This is a genomic window from Bradyrhizobium sp. 197, from assembly GCF_023073375.1.
GTDB lineage: Bacteria > Pseudomonadota > Alphaproteobacteria > Rhizobiales > Xanthobacteraceae > Bradyrhizobium.
The window spans coordinates 1-21,202 of the sequence record NZ_JADPJJ010000121.1 but is presented as its reverse complement, the minus strand read 5'-3'; the positions used below and the strand labels follow the sequence as shown (position 1 = coordinate 21,202).

Genomic DNA, 21,202 nt, shown 5'->3' with positions numbered 1-21,202 from the left:
TAAATGCGTTAACTTGAGAACGTGGGACGCTTCGTGAGCCACAACCGCAATACAAGCAATCGCGTCAGCGCAGCGTATTCCGATTGCGCGGACCAAATCACGTTGTCCGCAACGATCGGTGCACGATATCGCGCAATGCAAGCACCCGCCCGCTGCGCTGGCGCTGCCGCCCTACACAAGCGACCCGGGCATACCTAATAGTAGCGGACGTATTGGTTCTGTTGTCTCTTGCTCGAGGTCTCGCCGGCCGGCTATCACGCCTGGCGCGAGCGTCCGGACAGAGCACGCACGACGACCAATGCTGCGCTCTCGACTGATATCTCATCAGGACAGCGGCGCTCGGGGACGGCAACCCACGGGTCTATGCCGCGCTGCGGGCACAAGGACCTGGCGCCAGCCCTGGCCGGATCGAATGCCTAATGCATCGGCAAGGCATCGGCGCCATGATGGCCCGGCCGCACCGCGTTGCCGACAGCCGTCATGGCCTGCCGATCGCGCCAAACCTCATCGATCGCAACTTTAGGGCCGCAGCAGCGAACCGGATCTGGCTCGCCGAAATCACTTACGTTTCGACTGCAGATGGCTGTTGTACCTGGTGGCGATCATGGACCTCTGTCAACGGGCAGCGAACTTTCCGTGAGAATGTCCAGATTTCCCTGGGTGACGGCGATTGTGCTTCGGGGATCAGCCGCTAAGTCATTGGTCCTTCCAGGCGGGCGGCCGCGGCGCTTGGGCTGCGGCGGGTTGGCGAGCGGACGTTTTCCGCGACGAGAGCGGCGTGCTGGCGGAGCCGATAGCTCGATCCCTCGATGTGATAACAATTGCGTGGGGAAGCAGTCCATCAAGCACTGCTGTGGCCAGTTTGAATTGAGGATCATCGCGCCCTTGTCATAGCGGGCGTCTTCCAACTGGAAGAACAGATTGCCGCCGCCAGGCGCGACCGGGAGGTAACCGATTTCGTCGACGACAAGGAGGGAGGCGCGGGCGAGGAACCGCAGGTGCTCGCGCACGGTGGTCGTCACGATGTCCGCGATCGTGGCGAACGCGACGCTCTTTCCCGCCTTCACGGCCTCGACCGCGAGTGCCGGCGTGAGATCGCTCTTGCCGGTGTCGCAAGCAGATGAATTTCAATTGGGCAAGCGCCAGAATGCGATTGCGATGGAGCTGGAATGCGAAGTCGAAGCCAGCGAGCCTTTTTGACCGTGGTCAGGCGAGACATTCTCAGCGCGGTGCTGACACCGCGACTGTCGCGCACGGGCAGCTCCTCGATAAGCGTTTCGAGCGCCTCAATCCAGGTGACTTCACCCTCTTTCAATCCGCCGCAGCGTGGTGTCCAGCATTCTGAGCGCACCTGGCATGTTGAGTGCGACTAGGCCTTTCTTGACGCTGTCGATCGCTGCCGGCTGCGCGTGGATGGTTATGGCCGGCCTTCCGATTGGGGGAGGCGCTTGCGACACCTCGGTAACACCCAGCGACCGCCTTGGCATGTGATCGCCGGCCCGATCGACGAGGGCTTCGGATACGCCTGGTCGCGACCTAGACCGGTTGACCGCCTGTCGATGCTCGGGCGCGACGCGAGTTCGCCGGCGGCCTTCTCTAGAACGGGATGGACGGCAACGATTGCGCTTGATCGAGAATGGGATTACATCGGGCAATTGCTGCACCTCGACACTGCGCCGCGTATGGTCGGGTATGCTGTAATAGTTCCCACTGATCCACACGAGCCCGTCGTGGCTGACACGGGTGGCGTTCGGCATTGGACTGGACCCCCGATCGGCATCCAAAAGGGGCTCTGACTCATGTGTGGAACGGCCCGGGCTGCAAGATCGTTCTCTGGTCGAACAAGGGATGACGGTGCGGTCATATATTCGACCTGTAAACGCGGCGCCCGGCCGCTGGCCACGATGATATCCGCGGAAGCAATCGGCCAATCAATTTCTCGCGCTCGAAGCGCAGTAAGCCAGGCGGTCTGATTGCGACCGGGAATGTCGTCATTCGGGGTTCATCCAGATTTGCACCTTGCCTCCTCGGCAGCTTTCTTCTTCCGCCGGAGACTTCTTAAGATTAGGCTTCAGCATTGCACGCGACGCATGATAGATGCCGCCTCTGACCAGCAAGGCCCATATGGTGCGCGCAAGCTATTGGCGAACTCCACCGCTATGAGCTTGACGGCCCGTCTTTGCAGCATGGTCCGAATCCAGAGCGGGGCTTTCGAGCCTCGCTTGCCAAGCTTGATGATTGAGGTCGCACCAACGATCAAGTGCGTCCGTAGTTGCCGATTTTCAGGCTTTGATACTGCCCCGAGCCTTTCTTTCCCGCCGCTCGACTGTGCCCTCGGTGTTAACCCGTCCAAGCCGCAAAATGCGGTGCAGTCGCAAAACCGGGGCCATTCAAGACTGCTGTCCGAACGCCAGCGCCGCTACCAGTGCCTTCTCCGAGCGCTGATAGCGTTGAACAGCTTGGTCGAGAACCGCCCCTGACGGTCCTGCGGCACCTTCACCCGGGGTGATCAGCGAGCGGGTATAGTAGCCGGAGCGATAGCCCAGCCGCGCCTCGCCCAGCGCCTCCGCCATCGTGGCTTCGAGAGCTTCCTGCACCGCACCCCGGATTAGCGGTTTCAGGATCCCTTTCCGACGCAATAAGCTGTTTGACGGTAGAGCCATCCGTCCTAATCTTCGTCACGGTCTTGGTGGCCTTGCTCCGCTAGGGGCGGTGATCTTCGCAAGCACCGGATTTACTATGACCGCTTCAGCCGCTAGCTTTTGCAGAACCTCCCGCACACTACCACCGGATATCCCGGTACTGGTGGACAAGGTCGCGCAGCGACAATTCTCGTGTTCTGGAGCCGATTTACGACACGTTCGTCTCGCCCTGCTTGTGCGGCGTCTGATCAGACGATCGGTCCAGCCTCCTTGCACACCCCGCGTAACGGCTGATTGAGCGGTATCATCTTGGGCCCGGCCCTTGCGCAGGCAAGGTACCCTCCTGACGCGGCAGGTCTGAAGAGTACGGGGCTTCAGTTCGCCCATCCCGAACGATCGTCGCGGAGGCGCCGCGATATAACATCAGCACAGATTCCCGAGACGGCATCTCGATGGAGCGAGGTCGCGCCTGCGCCTCCGCCACGAGACCATTGAGCGTCTGATCCACGAGTGCGATGAAGCGTGGTGGACCGGACGCAAGGACTAGGCCATTTCCCGGAGCCGATCTCATGATGTAGCGTTCGTCGGAAATGGCGAGCGCATCGAGGGTTGCCTTGAGCGCGTCGCAGCTGATTGAAGTTAGCAGAAGCAGACGAGTTTGCGCTTCCTTTGCGGTAGAGACGTAAAGCACGAGCCCATCGTAATACCATTGAAGATTGTAGACTTGAGTCAGATGATCAAGGAACTCGCGCGGTGGCAGGTCCGGCATGTGCCCGCGAATCCGACCCTTCACCTCGGCGCTGATGGTGACTTTAATATTGAGGTTGTTGCCGAATTCCTGCAGCGCGGCAGAAAGCTCCTGATCCAGAACCGTATATCGATAAGGGGTCGAGGGCAGCGACAGGGGAGCGCCGCGCGCGATCTGTGTTCCGCCGGAAACGAAAACGGCGACACACAGAACTCCGTTCAAAACGTGCGGGATTATGGATCGGATGAGCATTCATGGTTCTCTTTGACTTAAACTAACAGGAGTACGTTCGGTACGTGAACGCGAAACGTGATCTTTAGATGGCGATGTGCGGGCGAACTCGTCAGCTTGTCGTCAGCTGGCCTGTCTAGGACATTGAGCCGCTAATCGGCTTGAACGGCTGGTCGTATCACATCTCGATGAGAGCGAGTCTTTCCATGATGATGTTAGGCGCTGCGCCGATCTCTCACAATCTAGAAGGCCTGTCCAAGGCCTGTTCGGCAACAGCGGTCGACGAGCAGGTCCAGTTTCAGCAGAGTCTCTTGCAAGCGGCTTCGGTTCAAGACCTTGCGCCTCCAGTAACGGGAGCGGCGGCGGTTCCGCCGACATCCGAGGTATCGCGTGCAACAACACAGGCGAGCCCGCTGGGCGATCGCATCCTCCAGAATCTTTCTGCGATGTATCCGGTCAATGCAGTTCCAAAAGGTGCGGAGACCGGGTCGACGTCGGAGCCCCTTTTGCTGCAACCGGGCAAAGCGGAAGCAGGTGTGCCGGGCGCCCCCAGTGGCGCAGGTGACTTCGAGGCGATGTTGGCGAATCTGAAGGATGTTTCTGACAGCGTCATCCAGGCAACACTCATTTCAAATGGCATCGGTAGCCTCGGTTCATCTCTGAATAAGCTGATATCGGCGGGCTGAGTGGGGCGAATGATTGGTTTAATCGATCGCGAAAGCGATCAGGCGCGCCCATTCCGCAAGCGGCTTCAACTTGTGGCTCTGCTGCCGCTCCTGCTTGCCCTGGTTGGTTGCAAAGCCGATCTCTACACGAAAGTTCAGGAGCGTGAGGCCAATGAGATGCTTGCGGTCCTCCTCAAGAACGGGGTCGATGCCCTCCGCGTTGCTGCTAAGGACGGGACTATCACGATCCAGGTCGAGCAGACTCAGATTGCTTCCGCAATCGACCTGCTGAATGGCGAAGGGTTGCCGCGCCACGCTTTCAAGAGTCTAGGCGAAGTGTTCAGCGCGGCGGGTCTGATTGCTTCGCCAATCGAGGAGCGCGCCCGTTACGTCTATGCGCTGAGCGAGGAATTATCTCGCACGATCAGTGATATCGATGGTGTCCTCTCGGCGCGCGTCCACGTTGTTCTGCCAAAGAACGACCTGTTGCGACGTGACACCACGCCATCTTCGGCGTCGGTTTTCATCCGACATGACTCGAGGGCAAATCTCTCAATCTTGCTGCCGCAGATTAAAATGCTCGTCGCTAACAGCATCGAGGGCTTATCCTATGACAAGGTGGCTGTTGTTTTCGTCTCAGTCGAGCGGCCCGCACTAGAGCCGCGACCGGCGGCTGCGGCTGGTCTCGCCCAAGCATCTGGAGTCATTTCGACGCCATTGGTTGCGGTTGGCATGGGTCTCGGCGGGTCTGTATTCGGCGTGCTGTCCTGCGTCTTGCTGAGCGCTCGTGGGCGTCAGCGCAGGCAATCATCTCAGAAAGTTAGCGCTGTTGGTGGGCGCTCGGCTGTCTCTGCTATGGAGATGATTCGCAAAGCGATTAAGCCTAATGCGGCGTAGTGTGGTATCCGACATGACGAGACCGAATCCGTCTGCCGAGCGGCATGATCCGCTGAAACTAGCCTCTGTAGGTATTCGTAAGCTTGCTGCCACGATTCATCCGACCCGCCTTGCCGCGCGACTTGACGCGAACCTCTCGTCCGCGACGTTGGTGCGACTGCAGAAGAGTCCTAGGCTGCAGATAAGACTGCAAGCGTTGCTGCTTGAAGATGAAATGGGCTTGAACGGAGGTGACTTCGGGCCAGACCTTCTCCTCGGGCATGATCCGAGCAGGGCTGCCCTCCTCGCCGGCGGCATTTGGCATGCCCGTTCGCTGACAAGGCTGGTTTCAAAGCATGATGTCGCCGTTCTGGTCGAGCACGTCGGCACCGAGGTGCTGGCTTTCGGGATCCGACATGCAGCGCATGCGGTTTCGACCAGATTAATTGCTGATCCTCAACAACTCGCGCTAGGGATTGAAGACGATGGACATGCCTGCCTCGGCGCTTGGCTCGATGAAGCGTCAACGCTTGATTGCCGCCGCGTGCTTCTACGCCTAGCTGTCGGAACGGCCGCCGACAATCCGGCGACTGAACACCGCGATGCCGCGGGCCAATTGTTTTCGCCGGTGTTGGCCCATTTGGCGAGGGAGGCCCCAGCGGGATGACAGACGACGAAACTGCGCCGCCCGTCGCTCCGCACATCCGCCCCCTTGGGCCACTCATAGCGGCGAGGGATCTCGAGATTTGGCACAGCGCCTTCGAGGCGCGTGCCGTGGCCGAGCGCAATCTGAAGCGCGTTCGCGGCTGGGCGCGCAGAGCTTATCAGAAGGAGCGTGCGCGCGGCCATGCTGAGGGGGTGAGGGCCGGCGCCGAGGAAATGGCACAGCTAGTCGCGCAGGCTGCCTCGGAAGTGGCACGACGAAAGGCCGTTTTGGAGCAGGAACTGTCAGCGCTCGTGATGGACATCGTAACTGATCTACTGGGCGATTTCGATCCCGGCGAGATGTTGGTGAGGACGGTTCGTCACACGATTTCGCACAGATATGGCGGGCCGAAACTGTCCCTTCATGCGTCCCCCATGGATGCTGATGCGCTTACGCGCGAATTTGCTGCCTGCGACGGACGGGAGGACCGGCCGGAAGTCCGAATTATTCCGGACCCGGCGCTGTCAGCGAACGAATGCGTGCTGTGGAGCGAATTTGGCAATATCCATCTCGGACTTGACGCGCAGCTCCGCGCATTGCGTTTGGGGCTTGGGTTAGATCATGAGGCAGACGAATAGTGACGGCGCCGAGACCAGACCATAACTGTCCTGATGGAGATGGGACTCTGCACGCGGCGCTGGCGCGTCTGCGAACTACGGCAAGCCATGTGGACACGCGTGCCGTACGCGGGCGGATCACGCGTGCGATCGGCACGTTGATCCATGCAGTTTTGCCGGATGCTTGTATTGGAGAAGTTTGTGTGCTCAAGGATCCGCGCACCGGATGGTCGCTTGAGGCCGAGGTGATCGGTCTGTTGCAGGACGGCGTATTGCTGACGCCGATCGGTGACCTGCAAGGCATGTCCGGCCGCGCAGAAGTCGTTGCCACTGGCCGAATGCACGAAGTGCCGGTCGGCCCCAATTTGCTTGGCCGGGTGATCGACAGCTTCGGCCGTCCACTCGATGGCAAGGGCGCAGTCAAAGCCATGGAGACGCGCCCGCTGCGCGGCAAAGCGCCAAATCCAATGACGAGGTGCATCATCGCTCGCCCTCTGCCACTCGGTGTTCGCGTCTTGGATGGTCTTCTGACATGCGGCGAGGGCCAACGCATCGGCATTTATGGAGAGCCTGGTGGCGGCAAGTCGACGTTACTGTCGCAGATCGTAAAGGGCGCGGTCGCTGACGTGACCGTGGTTGCGCTGATAGGCGAGCGTGGACGCGAAGTGCGTGAATTCATCGAGCGGCATCTTGGGGAGACTGCCCTCCGCCGCACGGTCGTCGTCGTTGAGACCTCCGATCGCTCAGCGACGGAGCGGGCGCAATGTGCTTATACGGCAACCGCGCTCGCCGAATATTTTCGCGATCAAGGCCTGCGCGTCGTTCTGATGATGGATTCATTGACGCGATTTAGCCGCGCTATGCGGGAGATCGGGCTTGCTGCCGGTGAGCCACCGACTCGCCGGGGCTTTCCTCCCTCTGTCTTTGCAATGTTGCCAGGTTTGCTGGAGCGCGCTGGTATGAGTGAGCGTGGCTCAATCACCGCCTTCTATACCGTGCTTGTGGAAGGTGACGGCACGGGCGATCCAATCGCGGAGGAAACGCGTGGCATTCTCGATGGTCATATCGTTCTTTCACGCTCTCTCGCGGCGCGGGCGCATTTCCCCGCCATCGACGTACTGTCGAGCCGCAGCCGCGTCATGGATGCCGTCGTATCTGCACCGCATCGCAAGGCAGCATCCCTCTTCCGTGATCTTATCTCCCGTCATGCAGAGGCCGAATTTTTAATCAAGGTTGGCGAATACAAGCAAGGCAGCGATCCGCTGACGGACCGAGCTGTCGCTTCGATCGATGATCTGCGCGAGTTTTTACGCCAGGGTGAAAACGATGCGTCCACTTTTGAGGAAACCGTCACATGGATGTGCCGTCTGACCGCATGAGTTGCATACACGTTTCGAGCTTGCGGCAAGTGAAGGATATGCGCGAGCGTAGTGCTCGTAGTGAGTTGTCCAATATGGAAGCCAAGCGTCATATCGCGACCTCGGCCGCGGAGCACGCATGGCAGGAACTTGGAATTGCTGAAAAGCATCATACAGAGGCCCAGGCGGAGGTTTACCAGCAGTTGATGTCGGTCGGTACCTTGTCCGTCGTTGAACTCGATCATTGCCAGCTCACCCTTGAGAGGCTAGCGATTGAGATCACCTCGAAACGCCGCACACTTGAGGAGGCGCGTATCACTCAAAAGCAGGCCGAGACAGCGGCATCCGAGAGGCGTGCGCACTGGGCGAAGCGTTCCGCAGCGACTCATAAATGGCGACAAATCGAGACCGACGTCCGGCGTGCGGCCGATACCCATTCGGAAGTAACAGCCGAGCTAGAGGCTGATGATGAAGTCTTGCTTCGCCATGGGAGGGGTTTGCCCACGCTGGTGGCGGGCGGTTCAATTTGATGACCGCTAGTCCAGTTGGGAACCAAATGCGCTGCCCTGTACAGTCGCCTCCTGCAACTCGCGCGAACGCATACGCGAAGTACGAGCCGAGCCAGCGTCTAACCCAGAGTCTCGTCTCATGGCTCAACAGAAACGTGCGGCCCTCCGCCTCTTTGCGGAGTAACCTTTGCGACAAGCCGCTATCGGTGCGACTGGAACGACTTGTGTGGCAGGAGGAACCTCCGGCTCTGTCGATGCTCGATTGCGTTTGGCGCCTCGGCGATGATGCGCTCGTGTTGTCGATACCGCATGCGCTTGCGGAGGTCTTGATCTCGACAGTACAGAGTGGCCTAGCTTTACTTTCCGAGCCAAGTCGTTCGCTGGTTCTCGAACTTGCACTTGAACCGTTGCTCGCGCACCTGGAGACTGAGACAGAGCAGCAACTGCGACTCCTTCATGTTGGAAAGGCCGAGAAGAACGGGCCTCATATCGAACTCGACATCATCTACGGTCCGGTCAGGGGCAAAGGTCGCCTATTTCTTTTCTCGCCTCTTGACGGACCGATACCGCCGGCGTTCCGCGCCTTAGGCGAGCTGCTCGGCCAATTGCCGCGACATTTGTGTGAGGTCCCCGCACAGCTACCCGTTACAGTTGCAGGAGAGATCGGCTCCCTCCGGGCGTCAGCCGCGCTTCTTCGCAAAACACGTAAGGGCGACGCTTTGTTGCCGGATGTAATGCCATTCGCCCGCGGTCAGATCATCCTCACTGCCGGCCCGTTATGGGCCGCGGCAGATGTCACTGGCAACCGCCTGATCCTGCACGGACCGTTTCGCTTGCGGCCGCGCCCTCTGGAGTATGCGCATATGACGACACTGCCCGGTTTACAGCAGCCGCCTTCCGAAGCCGATCTCGACGATATTGAGATTTCGCTTGTCTTTGAATGCGGCCGCTGGCCCATCACGCTGGGAGCCCTGAGAAGCATCAGCGAAGGATATGTCTTCGAACTTGGCCGGCCGGTCGACGGCCCGGTCGATATCCTAGCAAACGGCGTACGTATCGGGAGTGGCGACATAGTACGTATTGGAGACGAGCTCGGCGTTAGACTGCGTGGCGGGTTAGCGGGCAATGACTAACATTGAACCAGCGATACTGCCGCTTCTTGCGGTCACGGCCGCGCTCGGCTTGTTGGTCTTCGCTGTCGTCACGACCACGGCGTTCGTAAAGGTATCTGTCGTTCTCTTCCTCGTTCGCAATGCGCTTGGGACCCAATCAATTCCACCGAACATCGTTCTATACGGCGCAGCATTGATGCTCACCGCCTTCACGAGCGCCCCGGTCTTTGAGCAGAGCTACAATAGAGTCGCCGATCTGCAGCTCCGCTATCAAACGCTCGAGGATTGGGTAGCCGCTGCGAAAGTGGGGCAGGAGCCGCTGCGAGGCTATCTCAAGAACTTCACCAATGAAGAACAGCGAGGCTTCTTCCTGTCCTCGACCGAGCGTGTCTGGCCGGAAGAGATGCGCGGCAGAGCGACAGTCGATGATTTTGTCATTCTCGTCCCATCTTTTCTAATCTCAGAACTCAAGCGTGCCTTCGAAATCGGGTTTTTACTATACCTTCCGTTTATCACTATCGATCTGATCGTAACGACCATTCTGATGGCCATGGGCATGTCAATGGTGTCTCCGACAGTGATCTCAGTTCCTTTCAAGCTGTTTCTGTTCGTGGCGATTGACGGCTGGTCGCGGCTTATGCACGGGCTGGTGCTGAGCTATACAACACCTGGAGGGTGAGCATGGATGAGGCCACTATTCTCCCTTTTATGAGCCGATCACTGGTGCTTTTCATGACCTGGGTTCTGCCTCCGCTCATTGCAGCGGCGGTCGCCGAAACCATCATCGGCATCATCCAGGCGGCAACGCAGATCCAGGATCAGACATTGCCACTGACTGTGAAGCTTTTGGTCATTGTTGGGATTATAGGTTTGTTTGCTCCGGTGCTGAGCGCCCCGCTCATCGAACAAGCCAAGCAGATCTTTACTGATTTTCCCGCGCTCACGACGGGCTACTAGCAGCAGCCGTCATGTATGATCTGTCAACCGCCGACACGCAAAGTCTGATCCAGGCGACTATCGAACTCGTCGTTGCTGCCGGCCTTGGTGCGGCCCGCCCCGTGGGCATCATGCTGGTGCTTCCGGTATTTACGCGTCCGCAGATCGGCGGCCTGATCCGCGGTTGCCTTGCCGTCGCGCTCGAACTACCATACTTGGCGCACATCGCCGATGGCCTGAAGGAGCTAGATCCGGACACTCGTCTGCTCAAGATCGCGCTACTCGGTCTTAAGGAGACGTGTGTCGGCCTACTGATCGGCGCCCTCCTCAGTATTCCCCTCTGGAGTCTTCAGGCCGTCGGCGAGTTCATCGACGCGCAACGGGGCATCAGCAGCGTGGTCACTCCCGCCGATCCCGCGACACGCAGTCAGGCTTCGGCGACGGGACTTCTTATCGGGACCACCGCGACCACGATCTTCGTCGTATCGGGGGGCCTGCAAACCATGATCAGCGGGCTTTACGGCAGCTATCTGGTTTGGCCGGCTTATCAGCTTGGACCCACGCTGAGCATGCAAGGGACGCTGGAGTTGTGGGGCGTGCTCGACAGCATCATACGTACCGCCGTCCTGGTCTCTGGACCTGTGGTAGCTTTCCTCTTGCTGGCCGACATATCAGCGCTTCTGCTCGGGCGCTTTGCGCCGCAATTCAACCCGCGGGACCTATCGTTGACGATCAAGAATATAGGTTTTGCGATCGTCATGGTGACTTATACGCTCTACCTCATCGAATACATGCAAGCGGAAATCATGCAGTCGAGCCGAGAGCTGGAGAGGCTTGAGAGGAAACTGAAGTGAGCGACACGAGCGAAGAGAAAACGCTCGCCCCCACTGAAAAGAAGCTAAGCGACTCGCGCAAGAAAGGCATGGTTCCGCATAGCACGGATCTAGTCAGGGGCCTCAGCGCGTGCGCCGGTCTCGGTTATGTCTGGTTAGAAGCGAGTTCCATCTACGACAAATGTCGTGAAGCGCTCATGCTGACTGACAAGCTGCTTGATAAGCCGTTCAATATTGCGGTCGATCTTGCGCTCGGCGTCTTGCCCGAACTTGCACTGGGAATTGTTGGCCCGCTTCTTGGGAGTATGGTCACCTGCGCAATTCTGACGACGGTCCTAGCCAATGGTGGATTAGTGTTCTCCTCCGAGCCGATGACGCCGAAATTCGAGAACATTGATCCCATCAACGGACTGAAGCGCATCGCCTCTTTGCGTTCCCTCATCGAGCTTGGCAAGACCTTGTTCAAGGTCTTCTGCCTCGGCGCGATCTTTGTCCTGGTCGTTGTCGGCGCGTGGAAGACACTGGTCTATCTGCCGGTTTGCGGCACGGGCTGCTTCGAGTTCGTGTTCATTCAAGTGAAACTGTTGATCGGGATTGCAAGTGGTGCATTTCTTATCGGCGGATTGGTCGATCTCCTCATCCAGCGTTGGTTGTTCTTGCGCGGCATGCGCATGACTAAGAGCGATATGAAGCGCGAGGACAAGGAGCAGCAAGGCAATCCGGAGGTCAAACGCGAACACCGACGCCTTCGGCGGGAGCAGGCGAGCGAGTCTCCTCTCGGCGTGAGTCGCGCGACATTGATCTTGACTGGGCGCGAGCTGCTGGTCGGGGTACGCTACATCCGTGGCGAAACGGGCGTCCCGGTCCTGGTTTGCCGCGGCGACGGGGAGGCGGCTTCACGGCTCTTTGATGAAGCGAGGCGCCTTCGTCTCAGTATCGTCGAAGATCACGTCCTGGTCCGTGAGCTAATCCGCAACACTAGCCTTGGCAATTCCATTCCTGTCCAGTACTTCGAGGCTGTCGCAAAAGCTCTCTTTGCCGCCGGCCAAGTCTAGTTCGTGTTGTGAATGAGGTCGCATCGAATGACTGATGTTCTCGCTATCGAGAGGGCTGCACGGTCTGGGTGCCGGCAGACGTGGGATCTGACGGCAGCTTGTTGTTAGCCATACCCAAGTTGCTGTTATTGCCGGTCGCGAAGGTTTTGTATGTGGCAACGGGAATGGCCGCACGATTGCCATCACTCGGCACAACGGCCTGATTGTCAATCAAGTCGCGCGGATCGTTGACCATGCCGGCCAAGTTGTTGCGGATCGAGCAGCCAAGCGTCGGATCGAAAGAATTGTCGTTCACTGAAGGGCCGACGATCGCAATCGACGGACAAACGGGAGGGCGCGCCTCGTACGTAATCGCCTCGATTCGGGCGGCAGAGCCATCACGCCTATCGATGAATGGACCGTACAGGCGGATGTTGTGAGCGTCGACGCCCACTGCGCGGGCCTCAGCTGCTATCTGCGCCCCGAGCCGACGTGAGCCGACGATATCAAGATGGAGCGTGTCGTACCGACCGCGACTGGTACTCGCTATGAAGTAACGCAGACGCTGCCGTTCGGGCCCTCCAAGGGTCTGTAACAGTAAGACGTTCTTCTCTTGTTCAACCAGGATCGCTTGCGCGGTCGGCTCGAGGTAAGTCGGCGCGGTGCTTGCGCAGCCACCTAGACTGGCCGTCAGACCGATGAAGGGGCGCACGAATCGTAATCTCATTGGTCGATCCTCATTCGATGGTGTGGCCGGTGCCCCTTGTCGCGCCTGGTACGCTTATCGGGGGAGCACCGCGAACAGGCGAGCGCGTTGCCAATGTGTTCGTCAGACTGCGCGCGAGGTCTGAGGGCGGAGCGATGCGGTCGGTGGGCGCACTCATCTGCTTCGAGTTCGATCTTGGCCGCACGACGTAAGGCGTGACGATGATCACGAGTTCCGTCTCATCCTGTTGAAATGACGATGAGCGAAATAGCGCACCAAGAATCGGAACGTCGCCGAGCCAAGGGAAAGTCGTGATCTCAGTGCTGAAGTTGCGCCGGATAAGCCCACCAATTGCAAAGCTCTGGCCGCTGGCGAGCTCGACAACCGTGTTTGCACGCCGGGTGGAGAGAGCCGGCACGGAGATGCCGTTGATGTTGACAGCACCTTGTGACGATAGTTCGCTGACTTCAGGCTTCACGCGGATGTTGATCTGATTGTTACTGAGAACGGTCGGCACAAACTCCAGGCTGACGCCGAAGTGACGGAACTCGACAGAGACCTGCCGATTGTCCTGCAACACCGGAATGGGAAATTCGCCGCCGGCGAGGAAGCTGGCGGATTCGCCTGACATTGCGGTGAGGTTCGGTTCAGCAAGTACGGAAGCGAGGCGCTCGTGAGCCAGTGCATCGAGCATAGCGCTGACGTTCACATGGCCAGTGTTGACCCCCATCTTCGCCGTACCGCCGCCCTGCGCCGCGCCGTATCCACCACCACTGCCACTGACCAAGCCGAGAGTGAAAGGGCCAGCTTGCCCGGAAGCGGAGAGGTTGACGCCGAGCTCCTTCATGGCGCTCCGCGAGACCTCCGCCACCCGCACGCTCAGATTCACCTGCAATGACCCCGCCACCTGAATCTTGTTGACGACGAGCGCACCAGACCCAAGAAACTGCTCGGTCACTTTCATCGCTATATCGACGATCTCCGCATTGGGCGCCGTACCGCTAAGGATGGCCCCACGCGGGGTGTAGCTTACCTGGATGGGATAGTCGCCGACCTGGGCTTTCAGCGTGGCGCGCAGATCCTCGATCGGCTGGGTGACGACAACACGCAGCTCAGCGAGAGCCTCCCCGGCCTCGTTCAGTGCGAACAAGGTGGTCCGACCGGATTTTTTGCCGAAAACAAAGATGGTCCTGTTCGAAGGTGCCTGATAGTCCGCGACCGTAGGATCTGCGACAAAGATGCTCGCGGCTGGCGCTGGCAGGTGAATCGTCTTACCTAGCGAAGAGGAAAGGGTCAGGGTTGCGCTAATGCCGTCGGCAGCCGTACGCTGCGGCCCACTTCCATCATCCCGCTTGATCTGAGCTACGGCCGCAGCCGGGAATAGCAGGATGACCACGCACAAAAGCTGCCAAAGACAAGGAAGAAATGTGGACGAAAGGCCGTTGGCGGCGATCGATCCTCGAGTGACGCCAGCATGCTTGTCAAGAATGATGCTCAAGATGGTCTTTTCTTTCAAGTTCAATTAACTACGCGGTCGATGCCGCGCCTTTCAATTCAAGGACGTAGCCGATCCCGCGCGCGGTTTTGATCCGTAGCGTCGCACCGGACCGACTCAAATGACCGCGCAAACGATAGATTCCGACCTCAAGCGCATTGGTTGAGACCTCGTCGTCAAATGCATAGAGGCTATCTTCCAATGACGCACGAGCCACGGTGCGGCCGGCGCGGCTGAGCAGATGTTCGAGAATGCACACCTCGCGGCGGGCAATTTTCAGTGGTCGACCATTGACCGTCGCTTGCCGACCGATCGAATCGAATCGTAGATTGCCAAAGGTAACAATGGGGGCCGTCATTTGCGTTGACCGGCGCAGAGTAGCGCGCATTCGTGCGATGAGTTCATCAGTAGATACGGGCTTGGGCAGGAAGTCGTCCGCACCGCCATTAAATAGCGCTATCCGCCTACCGAGCTCATTGAAGTTACTCATCATCACGGCAGGCATCGAATGTCCGTCACGTCTCAACTGCTTCAGCCAATCCAAGCCGTCTCCATCCGGTAGAACCAACTCGAGCAAGAGAATGTCATAGCTGGCGCAAGAAAAAGCGGCGGCGGCCTCGTCCAGGGTGCACGCTACGTCAACGGCAAAACCGCAATCGGAGAGCGCATCTTGTACAACGCGCGCAGGGTCCCTCTCATGATCAACGAGTAGCGTTCGCATTCCAGGACCTCATATCAAGTCACGCCAAGACACCCACCACGTCACGCCACCCCCGAGCGGAATTGAACAGTCCGGCCTCCGCGTAAGCATTGGAATCCGGAATAGACGAAGAGCTGCGGTACTGGCGAATCGCATATTGGATCGGGATTCCATTGTGAGCTCGACTGGCGTTGTTCACTGTCTCACGTGGCGCGCGTGAATCTTGGTGACGTCGAATGTGCTCTTTCCATCGGGGCGTAGGCGGCAATCAATACAATGCATCGATAGGCGGGCAGCACCCGCTCAGCGCCGGAACAATCGCGGCAGTTGTCGCCGACATCGTGAAGTCGAGATGATTGCCGAGAACACATTGATTGGTGAAATCGATGGTTTGGTTCGATGCATTCACATGGCGGATTAGTGACAATGCCGTTCCATGGTCTGGATTTAAATCTCCTCATCACGATCGATGCTTCCGATGGCGAGCGCAGCCGCACGGCCGCAGGTTTGATGGGGGAGCAGCGATGATATGCGATTTGCATCGCGGCCCTCAATTTGCAAAGCCTCACACGCCGGCAGGCGTTCCGTGCTTGAGCAACGAACTTCCTCATTCGGCCAAAAAGGTGAGCCTCCTTCGTGCTCCGATCACCGGAGCGACAGTGATGGCCAAGCGCGGCTACGCTCAGCTGGAGAACGCCATAACGAGGCCGTCCTGCCGCGCCTTCCTATTTTTGACTTTTATAAAATCACCGAGACGCTTTGGAAAGAACTGCTCAACGGCCGGACAATCCAAAGACGGGGGGTGACATGAACTTGGCCGCACCGGGCAAAACCGTGCCTACAATCCGATCGCGGTGTCCATGATCACGTACTCATCGCAGCTTTGCCGACAGCAAACCTACGACGTTGCGTGATGCACGGCGCTTTCCCTACCCGGCAGCACATGAAGTGTGAAATCAATTCTTTGGATAGATTGCATTCACATCCTGGATAGTGACAAGACCTCTGAGGTCTGTGTCTCAGTCTCCTAGTCGCACCTGATGCTCTGATGACCGAACGCAATCTGTCGCTGACAGCTCTGGTAGGGTGAGCGATGATTTTGGTGATTTTGCATGACGGCGTCTTCCTGCAAGGCTCACATTGGGCACCGACTCTTCTGGACTAGCAAACCCAGTCATGGTCACTCGCCCAGCAATGTCGGTTTGGCTCCATCCGGACGTGAGAAAAATGTTGTTCTGATCGACATTCTACGTCTGATCAGAATGTGCAGCATCTCGCAATCGGTGGGCGACTTGCTCAGGAAATCGCATGGTGCATGACCGCGCGTCTGCAAGTTGTCCCGTCTGAGCCGAAGCGCCCCGGTCCTAGAGAGCTTGACGGCCAATAAGTCTTCCGCAGAGTGCTTGGCCGGCGCATTGGAGCGCGGACAGCTGCTTTGGTCACGTTGTGGTCAGCTAAGCTGTATATCCTCCTGACAAAGCTTGCCGCGCACGAGCTCAATCGCGTGCACTTTGCCAATGCGGGAGCGATCTGATGTATGGGCAGAATCGGTGGATCCGTTTTGCGGAACGGTTGCCGGCCTGGAGCGAGGTGGGTCGTCGTCGACGGGCGCGTCGCCATACTCCTTGCGTTCCAATCCGCCCATTATCAAGATCGTCGACCGAGAATCTGTTCATGCGCAAAGTGAAGAGAGTTTTGTCCAGTGACATCATGCACATCGCCAGTAACCCGCAGGAGCACTCGGATTTTGTCGGAGAAAGCCGAGCGGGCTGCAACTGCCGGTGAAGGCTATTCCAGTACTTACGGTGATCCGGATAAGCCCGCGCGATTTTTCAGCTATCAGGTCGGGTGACGAAACTGTGAGCCGGAGGCTCAGTCCGGATCGAGGGAGACCAGTTTCGCCGACAGTTCGGGCGTAACGTTATCACGTCCCTGCTAGATGTACGCAGTACTCATCCGCTCGACGAGTGCGCGGGCGATATCCTGCTGGAGCATGAACTGCGAATGGACGGCGATCATCCGTTGGTCTTATCACGTCCTGGCATAGGAGGTATGGAACCCCGTCTACGGAAATGGGTTTTGTTCATGGCGGGTCGCAAAAAATGGGTGCTTGATCCTCAACAGCATCCCAAAGTGTGGACGGAGAACGAGAACGACCAGTAGCACCGAGTAGACAGCCCTACAAAGTATCTTTCCAAAGTCGAGGATAGCGATGGTCAAGAGAGCTGCGAGACGGATTTCGTCTGACGATGATCCCTCGTATTACCTGGAGCGCGCTGTTCGAAGATTGGCTGTGGGACAAGGCGATTCGGAATGATGAAGGCGGCTGGAACCGACTGGTATTTCGCTATTGCAGGGGCCGATTCAGTAGTGAACTTGAAGGAAGCGCTCGCGCCGGATAGTGCTCGTCGCGCGTGACAGATGCCCGGTTTCGAACGTCAAGTTTGACTTCCTGGCTACCGCTTCCGGCCGCGACGGGCAAAGAACTCACAAAACGCCTCAGCATTTTGCAGTTTTCTGCCTCGGCTCAGCGCTTCGGCGGTGAAGTTTATGCGGGTGCCTCCGAAAACGACCCATGTGTCAATGGTGACATCGCTCGGCAGCTCAATCCACTCCTGCGGCCGGGGATTGTATATTTCGGTCGATTCAGGCGGGCGCCTCTGTGGCAATCCTTCGATACGTCAATCAGACAATCGAGGCTTGGATGATGCGGAGGTCCAAACGCTTTATGGGTCGCAAGGCCAAGACCGGCCGCGTTCTCGAACGGCTATCTCGCGAACGTCCCGGGTTTTTGCACAATGGAAGGTCGGCATACCCAGCTCGTTCGCCTAATGGGAGCCCAGTGACGCGAGAGTCTCACGTGGGGATCCATGAGAGCCCGGCAGTGAGATTCCGCCGGCCTACTCGCCAAGCCGTCTGCCCGGATGTGTGAGGGCAAAGCCAAATGGCCTAGCTACTCGACCACGATCCACGGCGATGTGGGTTTCCTGTGCAACCGGAAAAACGCCCTTCGTCAGCTACTCGTCAGCCAGTCTGTCTATCCAGACAGGCTGCGCATTCTCGACTTGATTGGAGATGGAATATGACGGGCATTGGCCGATCTGGAAGATCGCGCACTGCAGATGCTGGAGCCGGATCGAGCAGTTCACGCTCGCACTCAAGTCTAGCCCCTGGGGAAGGCAGTCAATCGTTCGATTCCGTCGTGGAGCGGATGCGCTCTGGGCCCCAAGATAGAGGGACGCCCTCCGCTAGCACGGCGCGCGGTGCCGACGATGCCCTTGGCGACAGGTCTTCCGGTCCCTCCGTTGGCCCAGATCGAATCCTAGGCGCTGCGGCACGTGCAGCCGCTGCGCCACGTGGAGCCACTGCGCGGCGGCGCGGCTTTCCCTCAGTGTCCGAGGGTGGAGACACGGCGCCGGTCGCCAGCCAGCCGCCAACTTCCGGTGTGGCAGTCCCTATTTCCTCGTCAGAGGAAGAAATCAACGCAACAAGGCGACACATGGACCGCCTGCGTGAGGACTATGCCGCTTGCCGTCAGCCGGGCGAGGATGCCGAGCTGAAGGAGGCGCTAGAGCTGAGCGATCGATTCGTCAAAGCAGGCTCGGCAGTTCTGGAGTACTACGCGAGCCTGCGCCCGGCCGTGGCGCCGAGCATTCTGTCCGACGCCGAGGCTGGTCAATACTGCTATGCCGTGCTCCAGGCGGGGCGTCAGGGCAACATGGTGGCCTCGGCGATTATCCTCGCCTTAGAAGAGCGCAGACAGGTATCGGCAGGCCTGTTCCAGCGGATTTCGAAATCCAACGCTACCCCCGACCAGCTGAGCCGAGTGGCTTCCAGTATGGTGAAGGACCATGTGCCTGTCATCGAGTGGTGGGGAAAGAAGCTGTTGCGCTCGGAACGGATGCAGTCCGCCTGCGAGACCACTGCCAACTTGCCAAGCACGACGCCCGAGATGCGGAAGGCCAACGAAGCCGCACTACGCCTGCACACCGGCTCGGCACTTTATGATGGGTGCTTGTATCTGGAATCGCGGATTAAGCTCGCGAAGCTTCTGATTGAGTCTCAGGCGAGCACGTTTGAACCAGCCGTGAGGGACGCCCTCATGGATGAGAACGGGCGGGTGCGTCTGCTCGGGACCTATATCCAGGATGCTTTTCCGGCATTCGTCTCGACGTACAAAGCCGTTCTGAACAAGGACGGAGAGCCACTCGACGCAGAGCACTGCACCGTTCTGGAAGGAGTCATGGAACGGCATTCGGAATTTGCCTCAGAGGTGGAACGTATCGTTGCCAGGCTAAGGGATGCTAGAACGGATGCCGACCTTCCATTGGAACAGTTGGACCAGATCGTGGAAGGTGCATGGGTCACCGCGCACCAAGTCACGCGACTTTTGGCAGTGCAGCCAAAGAGGCAAGTGGAGCCGCCTGCCCAGACTGCGATATCGGAAAAGACCGACTTAGCGGCTGAGAACCACGCGCCGCGCAGGAAGGGGAAAGGCAAGCGCGCACCGGCCGCACGCGAGGGGAGTTCAACGGCCGGGCTGCGCGAGCCGCAGCTCGCTAGGCCCGACGCTGCCACAGCCTCTACTGCCAAGGTTATCGTACTCTCGGATCTGGGTACGAAGAAACTCGCGAGTGCGGAGGAGGCACGCGCGAGGGCGTCATCATCGGCGACCGGGCACCTGGCGATGTGGCAGGCTCCGCCCTCCAGGAACGCACTGACGGGACTACTCAAGCGATTGGACGAGCTGCTGCAGTTCGATCTGCCGGCTCAGCAAAGCGCCGTCTCGCAAGCGCGCCAGATGAAGCCTGAGGACGCCGACCACGTCGTGGATCTCGTCCTTAAGCGCCTGGAGACGCAGACCGCCGAGATTAAGAACTGTGTAGCCGCGCTGGAGGAGCCCCGCCGACATGGCCTACTCACGCATGCGCAATTGCCTGAAGTGCACGGAAAAATAGTCCGGCTTAAGACGATGTTGTCCGAGGTTCAGGGACAGGCAAACTCGTTGAACGCACGAAAGGCGGCGATCACGATCGATTGCATGAAGACGTACGCGTTTCCGTCGCAGAAGTACCTTGAACAATTGCAGGCGGCCGAAGAACTTGCGTCTGTGGATCCACCCCGCGCCTTGAAGAGCGAGCCAGCGACGCTGTTCGAGGTCAAGCTGCAGCCCAAGGCGCTGCGCAGTGGTAGGATGCCAAATCCGATGTGGGTGCACATCCATACCAAGCTGCCGGTACATGCCTGGCAGTTGGCCACGCTGGGCGGCGCCGACTTCGCCGCTTGCCACGTGAAGTCCAATGAACAGCGCGGCTACAATCGGCAATGGCAGAGCGCTCGAGCCGCCACGGGGCACGAGAACGTTGTGATCCACCGCGGCAAGCTCACGCCTGCGTTCTGTAAGTCGTTGTTGAGCATCGTCCCATGCGACTCCCTTCGCGAGGCGGAGCATGCGTCGATGCAGTTCGCGCGCCTCAGGATGTAGTTACCTGAGTGTCTCACGCCAGAGCGTCGCTGTGGTGACACCATCAAGCAGACCGTTATCAACGAGAGGAAATCCTCGATGAAATCGAAGCCGGCGCGGGCTCCTCGAACAGATCGACAACGGGTCCGACTGAAATTCGATCGGGAGCGTGGAGACCCCGACTTCCGTTCGCTTGAAAAACAGCATCGCGGCCCTTGTCGCCGCGCTTGCGATGGCCGGGTCCGAATAGCCTAGGATCCGGCTATGCTTCAGATCGTGAATGAAGCAGTTTTGCGCATTTGTGTTCGAGATCCCATCGCCGATCGCTTCGTAAGTGTCTGCGGCGCCGTGCTTAGCGCCCTACTGTCAATCGGCGTTCGACTGGGGCTCTGACTCACTTTTGATGAAGTTCAAGCGCCGGCTCGTGTTGGTTTCACAAAGGAATCAATATGATGCAGCGAGCCCTACGTCCGTCGGCTCTGGTCCCTCACGGGTTTGACGTGCAAAGCGCCTTTTGTGATGGCGCTACGACCGTGATCACCGTGCGTCCCACGAGCGGGACGAGTCTCTGTCCCGGATGCGGGACCAGTTCTGGGCGGATCCATAGCCGATATCAGCGGCGCCTAACCG

General features: G+C 58.8%; 19 protein-coding genes and 2 pseudogenes. 14 read left to right on the top strand and 7 right to left on the bottom strand.

Annotated features, from left to right (window positions below; genetic code table 11):
• Positions 1 to 602: 602 nt before the first annotated feature.
• From IVB27_RS43140 to IVB27_RS27665, 4 genes and pseudogenes are all read right to left on the bottom strand, one after another.
• Complete coding sequence (locus tag IVB27_RS43140) at positions 603 to 1,067, bottom strand: ATP-binding protein (RefSeq protein ID WP_276011502.1); 465 nt, start codon at positions 1,065 to 1,067, stop codon at positions 603 to 605.
• 1,004 nt (positions 1,068 to 2,071) lie between these two features.
• On the bottom strand, positions 2,072 to 2,353 hold the full coding sequence (locus IVB27_RS27675; RefSeq protein ID WP_247359464.1) for a transposase: 282 nt from the start codon (positions 2,351 to 2,353) through the stop codon (positions 2,072 to 2,074).
• A 55-nt stretch (positions 2,354 to 2,408) separates the two neighbouring features.
• A pseudogene (locus IVB27_RS27670) lies at positions 2,409 to 2,682 on the bottom strand (transposase); the annotation flags it as partial.
• A 264-nt stretch (positions 2,683 to 2,946) separates the two neighbouring features.
• Entirely contained in the window at positions 2,947 to 3,642 is a 696-nt protein-coding gene (locus IVB27_RS27665; protein ID WP_247344785.1) for an EscC/YscC/HrcC family type III secretion system outer membrane ring protein, read from the bottom strand.
• A 185-nt stretch (positions 3,643 to 3,827) separates the two neighbouring features.
• Between IVB27_RS27665 and IVB27_RS27660 the strand changes: the two genes are divergently transcribed.
• From IVB27_RS27660 to IVB27_RS27610, 11 genes are read left to right on the top strand one after another with little or no spacing between them, the layout of a single operon-like run.
• Positions 3,828 to 4,307 carry a nodulation protein NolB gene (locus tag IVB27_RS27660; RefSeq protein WP_247402497.1) on the top strand — a complete coding sequence of 160 codons (480 nt, stop codon included), beginning with the start codon at positions 3,828 to 3,830 and terminating at the stop codon, positions 4,305 to 4,307.
• A gap of 9 nt (positions 4,308 to 4,316) precedes the next feature.
• The gene (gene sctJ, locus IVB27_RS27655) at positions 4,317 to 5,183 is read left to right on the top strand and encodes a type III secretion system inner membrane ring lipoprotein SctJ (protein WP_247399041.1); all 867 of its coding nucleotides are present in this window, start codon (positions 4,317 to 4,319) and stop codon (positions 5,181 to 5,183) included.
• Between the two features lie 13 nt (positions 5,184 to 5,196).
• Positions 5,197 to 5,829, top strand: a complete 633-nt coding sequence (locus IVB27_RS27650; RefSeq protein WP_247344782.1) for a nodulation protein NolU — start codon at positions 5,197 to 5,199, stop codon at positions 5,827 to 5,829.
• Entirely contained in the window at positions 5,826 to 6,446 is a 621-nt protein-coding gene (gene sctL, locus IVB27_RS27645) for a type III secretion system stator protein SctL (protein ID WP_247402499.1), read from the top strand. The genes IVB27_RS27650 and sctL overlap by 4 nt, the downstream gene beginning before the upstream one ends.
• On the top strand, positions 6,446 to 7,804 hold the full coding sequence (gene sctN, locus IVB27_RS27640; RefSeq protein WP_524536519.1) for a type III secretion system ATPase SctN: 1,359 nt from the start codon (positions 6,446 to 6,448) through the stop codon (positions 7,802 to 7,804). Before sctL ends, sctN begins: the two co-directional genes overlap by 1 nt.
• Positions 7,780 to 8,313, top strand: a complete 534-nt coding sequence (locus IVB27_RS27635) for a hypothetical protein (RefSeq protein ID WP_247344780.1) — start codon at positions 7,780 to 7,782, stop codon at positions 8,311 to 8,313. The genes sctN and IVB27_RS27635 overlap by 25 nt, the downstream gene beginning before the upstream one ends.
• 26 nt (positions 8,314 to 8,339) lie before the next feature.
• Positions 8,340 to 9,425: a type III secretion system cytoplasmic ring protein SctQ gene (sctQ, locus tag IVB27_RS27630; protein WP_247402502.1), complete on the top strand. Its 1,086-nt coding sequence runs from the start codon at positions 8,340 to 8,342 to the stop codon at positions 9,423 to 9,425.
• Positions 9,418 to 10,083, top strand: coding sequence for a type III secretion system export apparatus subunit SctR (sctR, locus tag IVB27_RS27625; protein ID WP_247402506.1), 666 nt, complete (start codon positions 9,418 to 9,420; stop codon positions 10,081 to 10,083). The genes sctQ and sctR overlap by 8 nt, the downstream gene beginning before the upstream one ends.
• Before the next feature lie 2 nt (positions 10,084 to 10,085).
• Positions 10,086 to 10,361: an EscS/YscS/HrcS family type III secretion system export apparatus protein gene (locus tag IVB27_RS27620; protein WP_018458364.1), complete on the top strand. Its 276-nt coding sequence runs from the start codon at positions 10,086 to 10,088 to the stop codon at positions 10,359 to 10,361.
• A gap of 11 nt (positions 10,362 to 10,372) precedes the next feature.
• Positions 10,373 to 11,194, top strand: coding sequence for a type III secretion system export apparatus subunit SctT (gene sctT, locus IVB27_RS27615; protein ID WP_247446186.1), 822 nt, complete (start codon positions 10,373 to 10,375; stop codon positions 11,192 to 11,194).
• The gene (locus tag IVB27_RS27610; protein ID WP_247402511.1) at positions 11,191 to 12,228 is read left to right on the top strand and encodes an EscU/YscU/HrcU family type III secretion system export apparatus switch protein; all 1,038 of its coding nucleotides are present in this window, start codon (positions 11,191 to 11,193) and stop codon (positions 12,226 to 12,228) included. The genes sctT and IVB27_RS27610 overlap by 4 nt, the downstream gene beginning before the upstream one ends.
• Positions 12,229 to 12,271: 43 nt before the next feature.
• On the opposite strand, the gene IVB27_RS27605 is transcribed toward IVB27_RS27610, so the two are convergent.
• Genes IVB27_RS27605 through IVB27_RS27595 form a run of 3 tightly spaced genes read right to left on the bottom strand, consistent with a single transcriptional unit; the run spans position 12,272 to position 15,129 of the window.
• Positions 12,272 to 12,934 carry a CpaD family pilus assembly lipoprotein gene (locus tag IVB27_RS27605; RefSeq protein WP_018458361.1) on the bottom strand — a complete coding sequence of 221 codons (663 nt, stop codon included), beginning with the start codon at positions 12,932 to 12,934 and terminating at the stop codon, positions 12,272 to 12,274.
• Between the two features lie 10 nt (positions 12,935 to 12,944).
• Positions 12,945 to 14,435, bottom strand: a complete 1,491-nt coding sequence (locus IVB27_RS27600) for a secretin GspD/PilQ domain-containing protein (RefSeq protein WP_524536518.1) — start codon at positions 14,433 to 14,435, stop codon at positions 12,945 to 12,947.
• Between the two features lie 4 nt (positions 14,436 to 14,439).
• A complete protein-coding gene (locus IVB27_RS27595) occupies positions 14,440 to 15,129 on the bottom strand; it encodes a response regulator (protein ID WP_018458359.1) in 690 nt (229 codons plus the stop codon).
• A 1,860-nt stretch (positions 15,130 to 16,989) separates the two neighbouring features.
• Between IVB27_RS27595 and IVB27_RS43795 the strand changes: the two genes are divergently transcribed.
• From IVB27_RS43795 to IVB27_RS43790, 3 genes and pseudogenes are all read left to right on the top strand, one after another.
• Positions 16,990 to 17,271 (top strand): hypothetical protein, encoded by a 282-nt coding sequence (locus tag IVB27_RS43795; RefSeq protein WP_524536523.1) that lies wholly within the window; start codon positions 16,990 to 16,992, stop codon positions 17,269 to 17,271.
• A 919-nt stretch (positions 17,272 to 18,190) separates the two neighbouring features.
• Complete coding sequence (locus IVB27_RS27590; RefSeq protein WP_345946930.1) at positions 18,191 to 20,593, top strand: T3SS effector XopP-like protein; 2,403 nt, start codon at positions 18,191 to 18,193, stop codon at positions 20,591 to 20,593.
• Between the two features lie 431 nt (positions 20,594 to 21,024).
• Positions 21,025 to 21,202 (top strand): annotated as a pseudogene (locus tag IVB27_RS43790) (ISL3 family transposase); the annotation flags it as partial.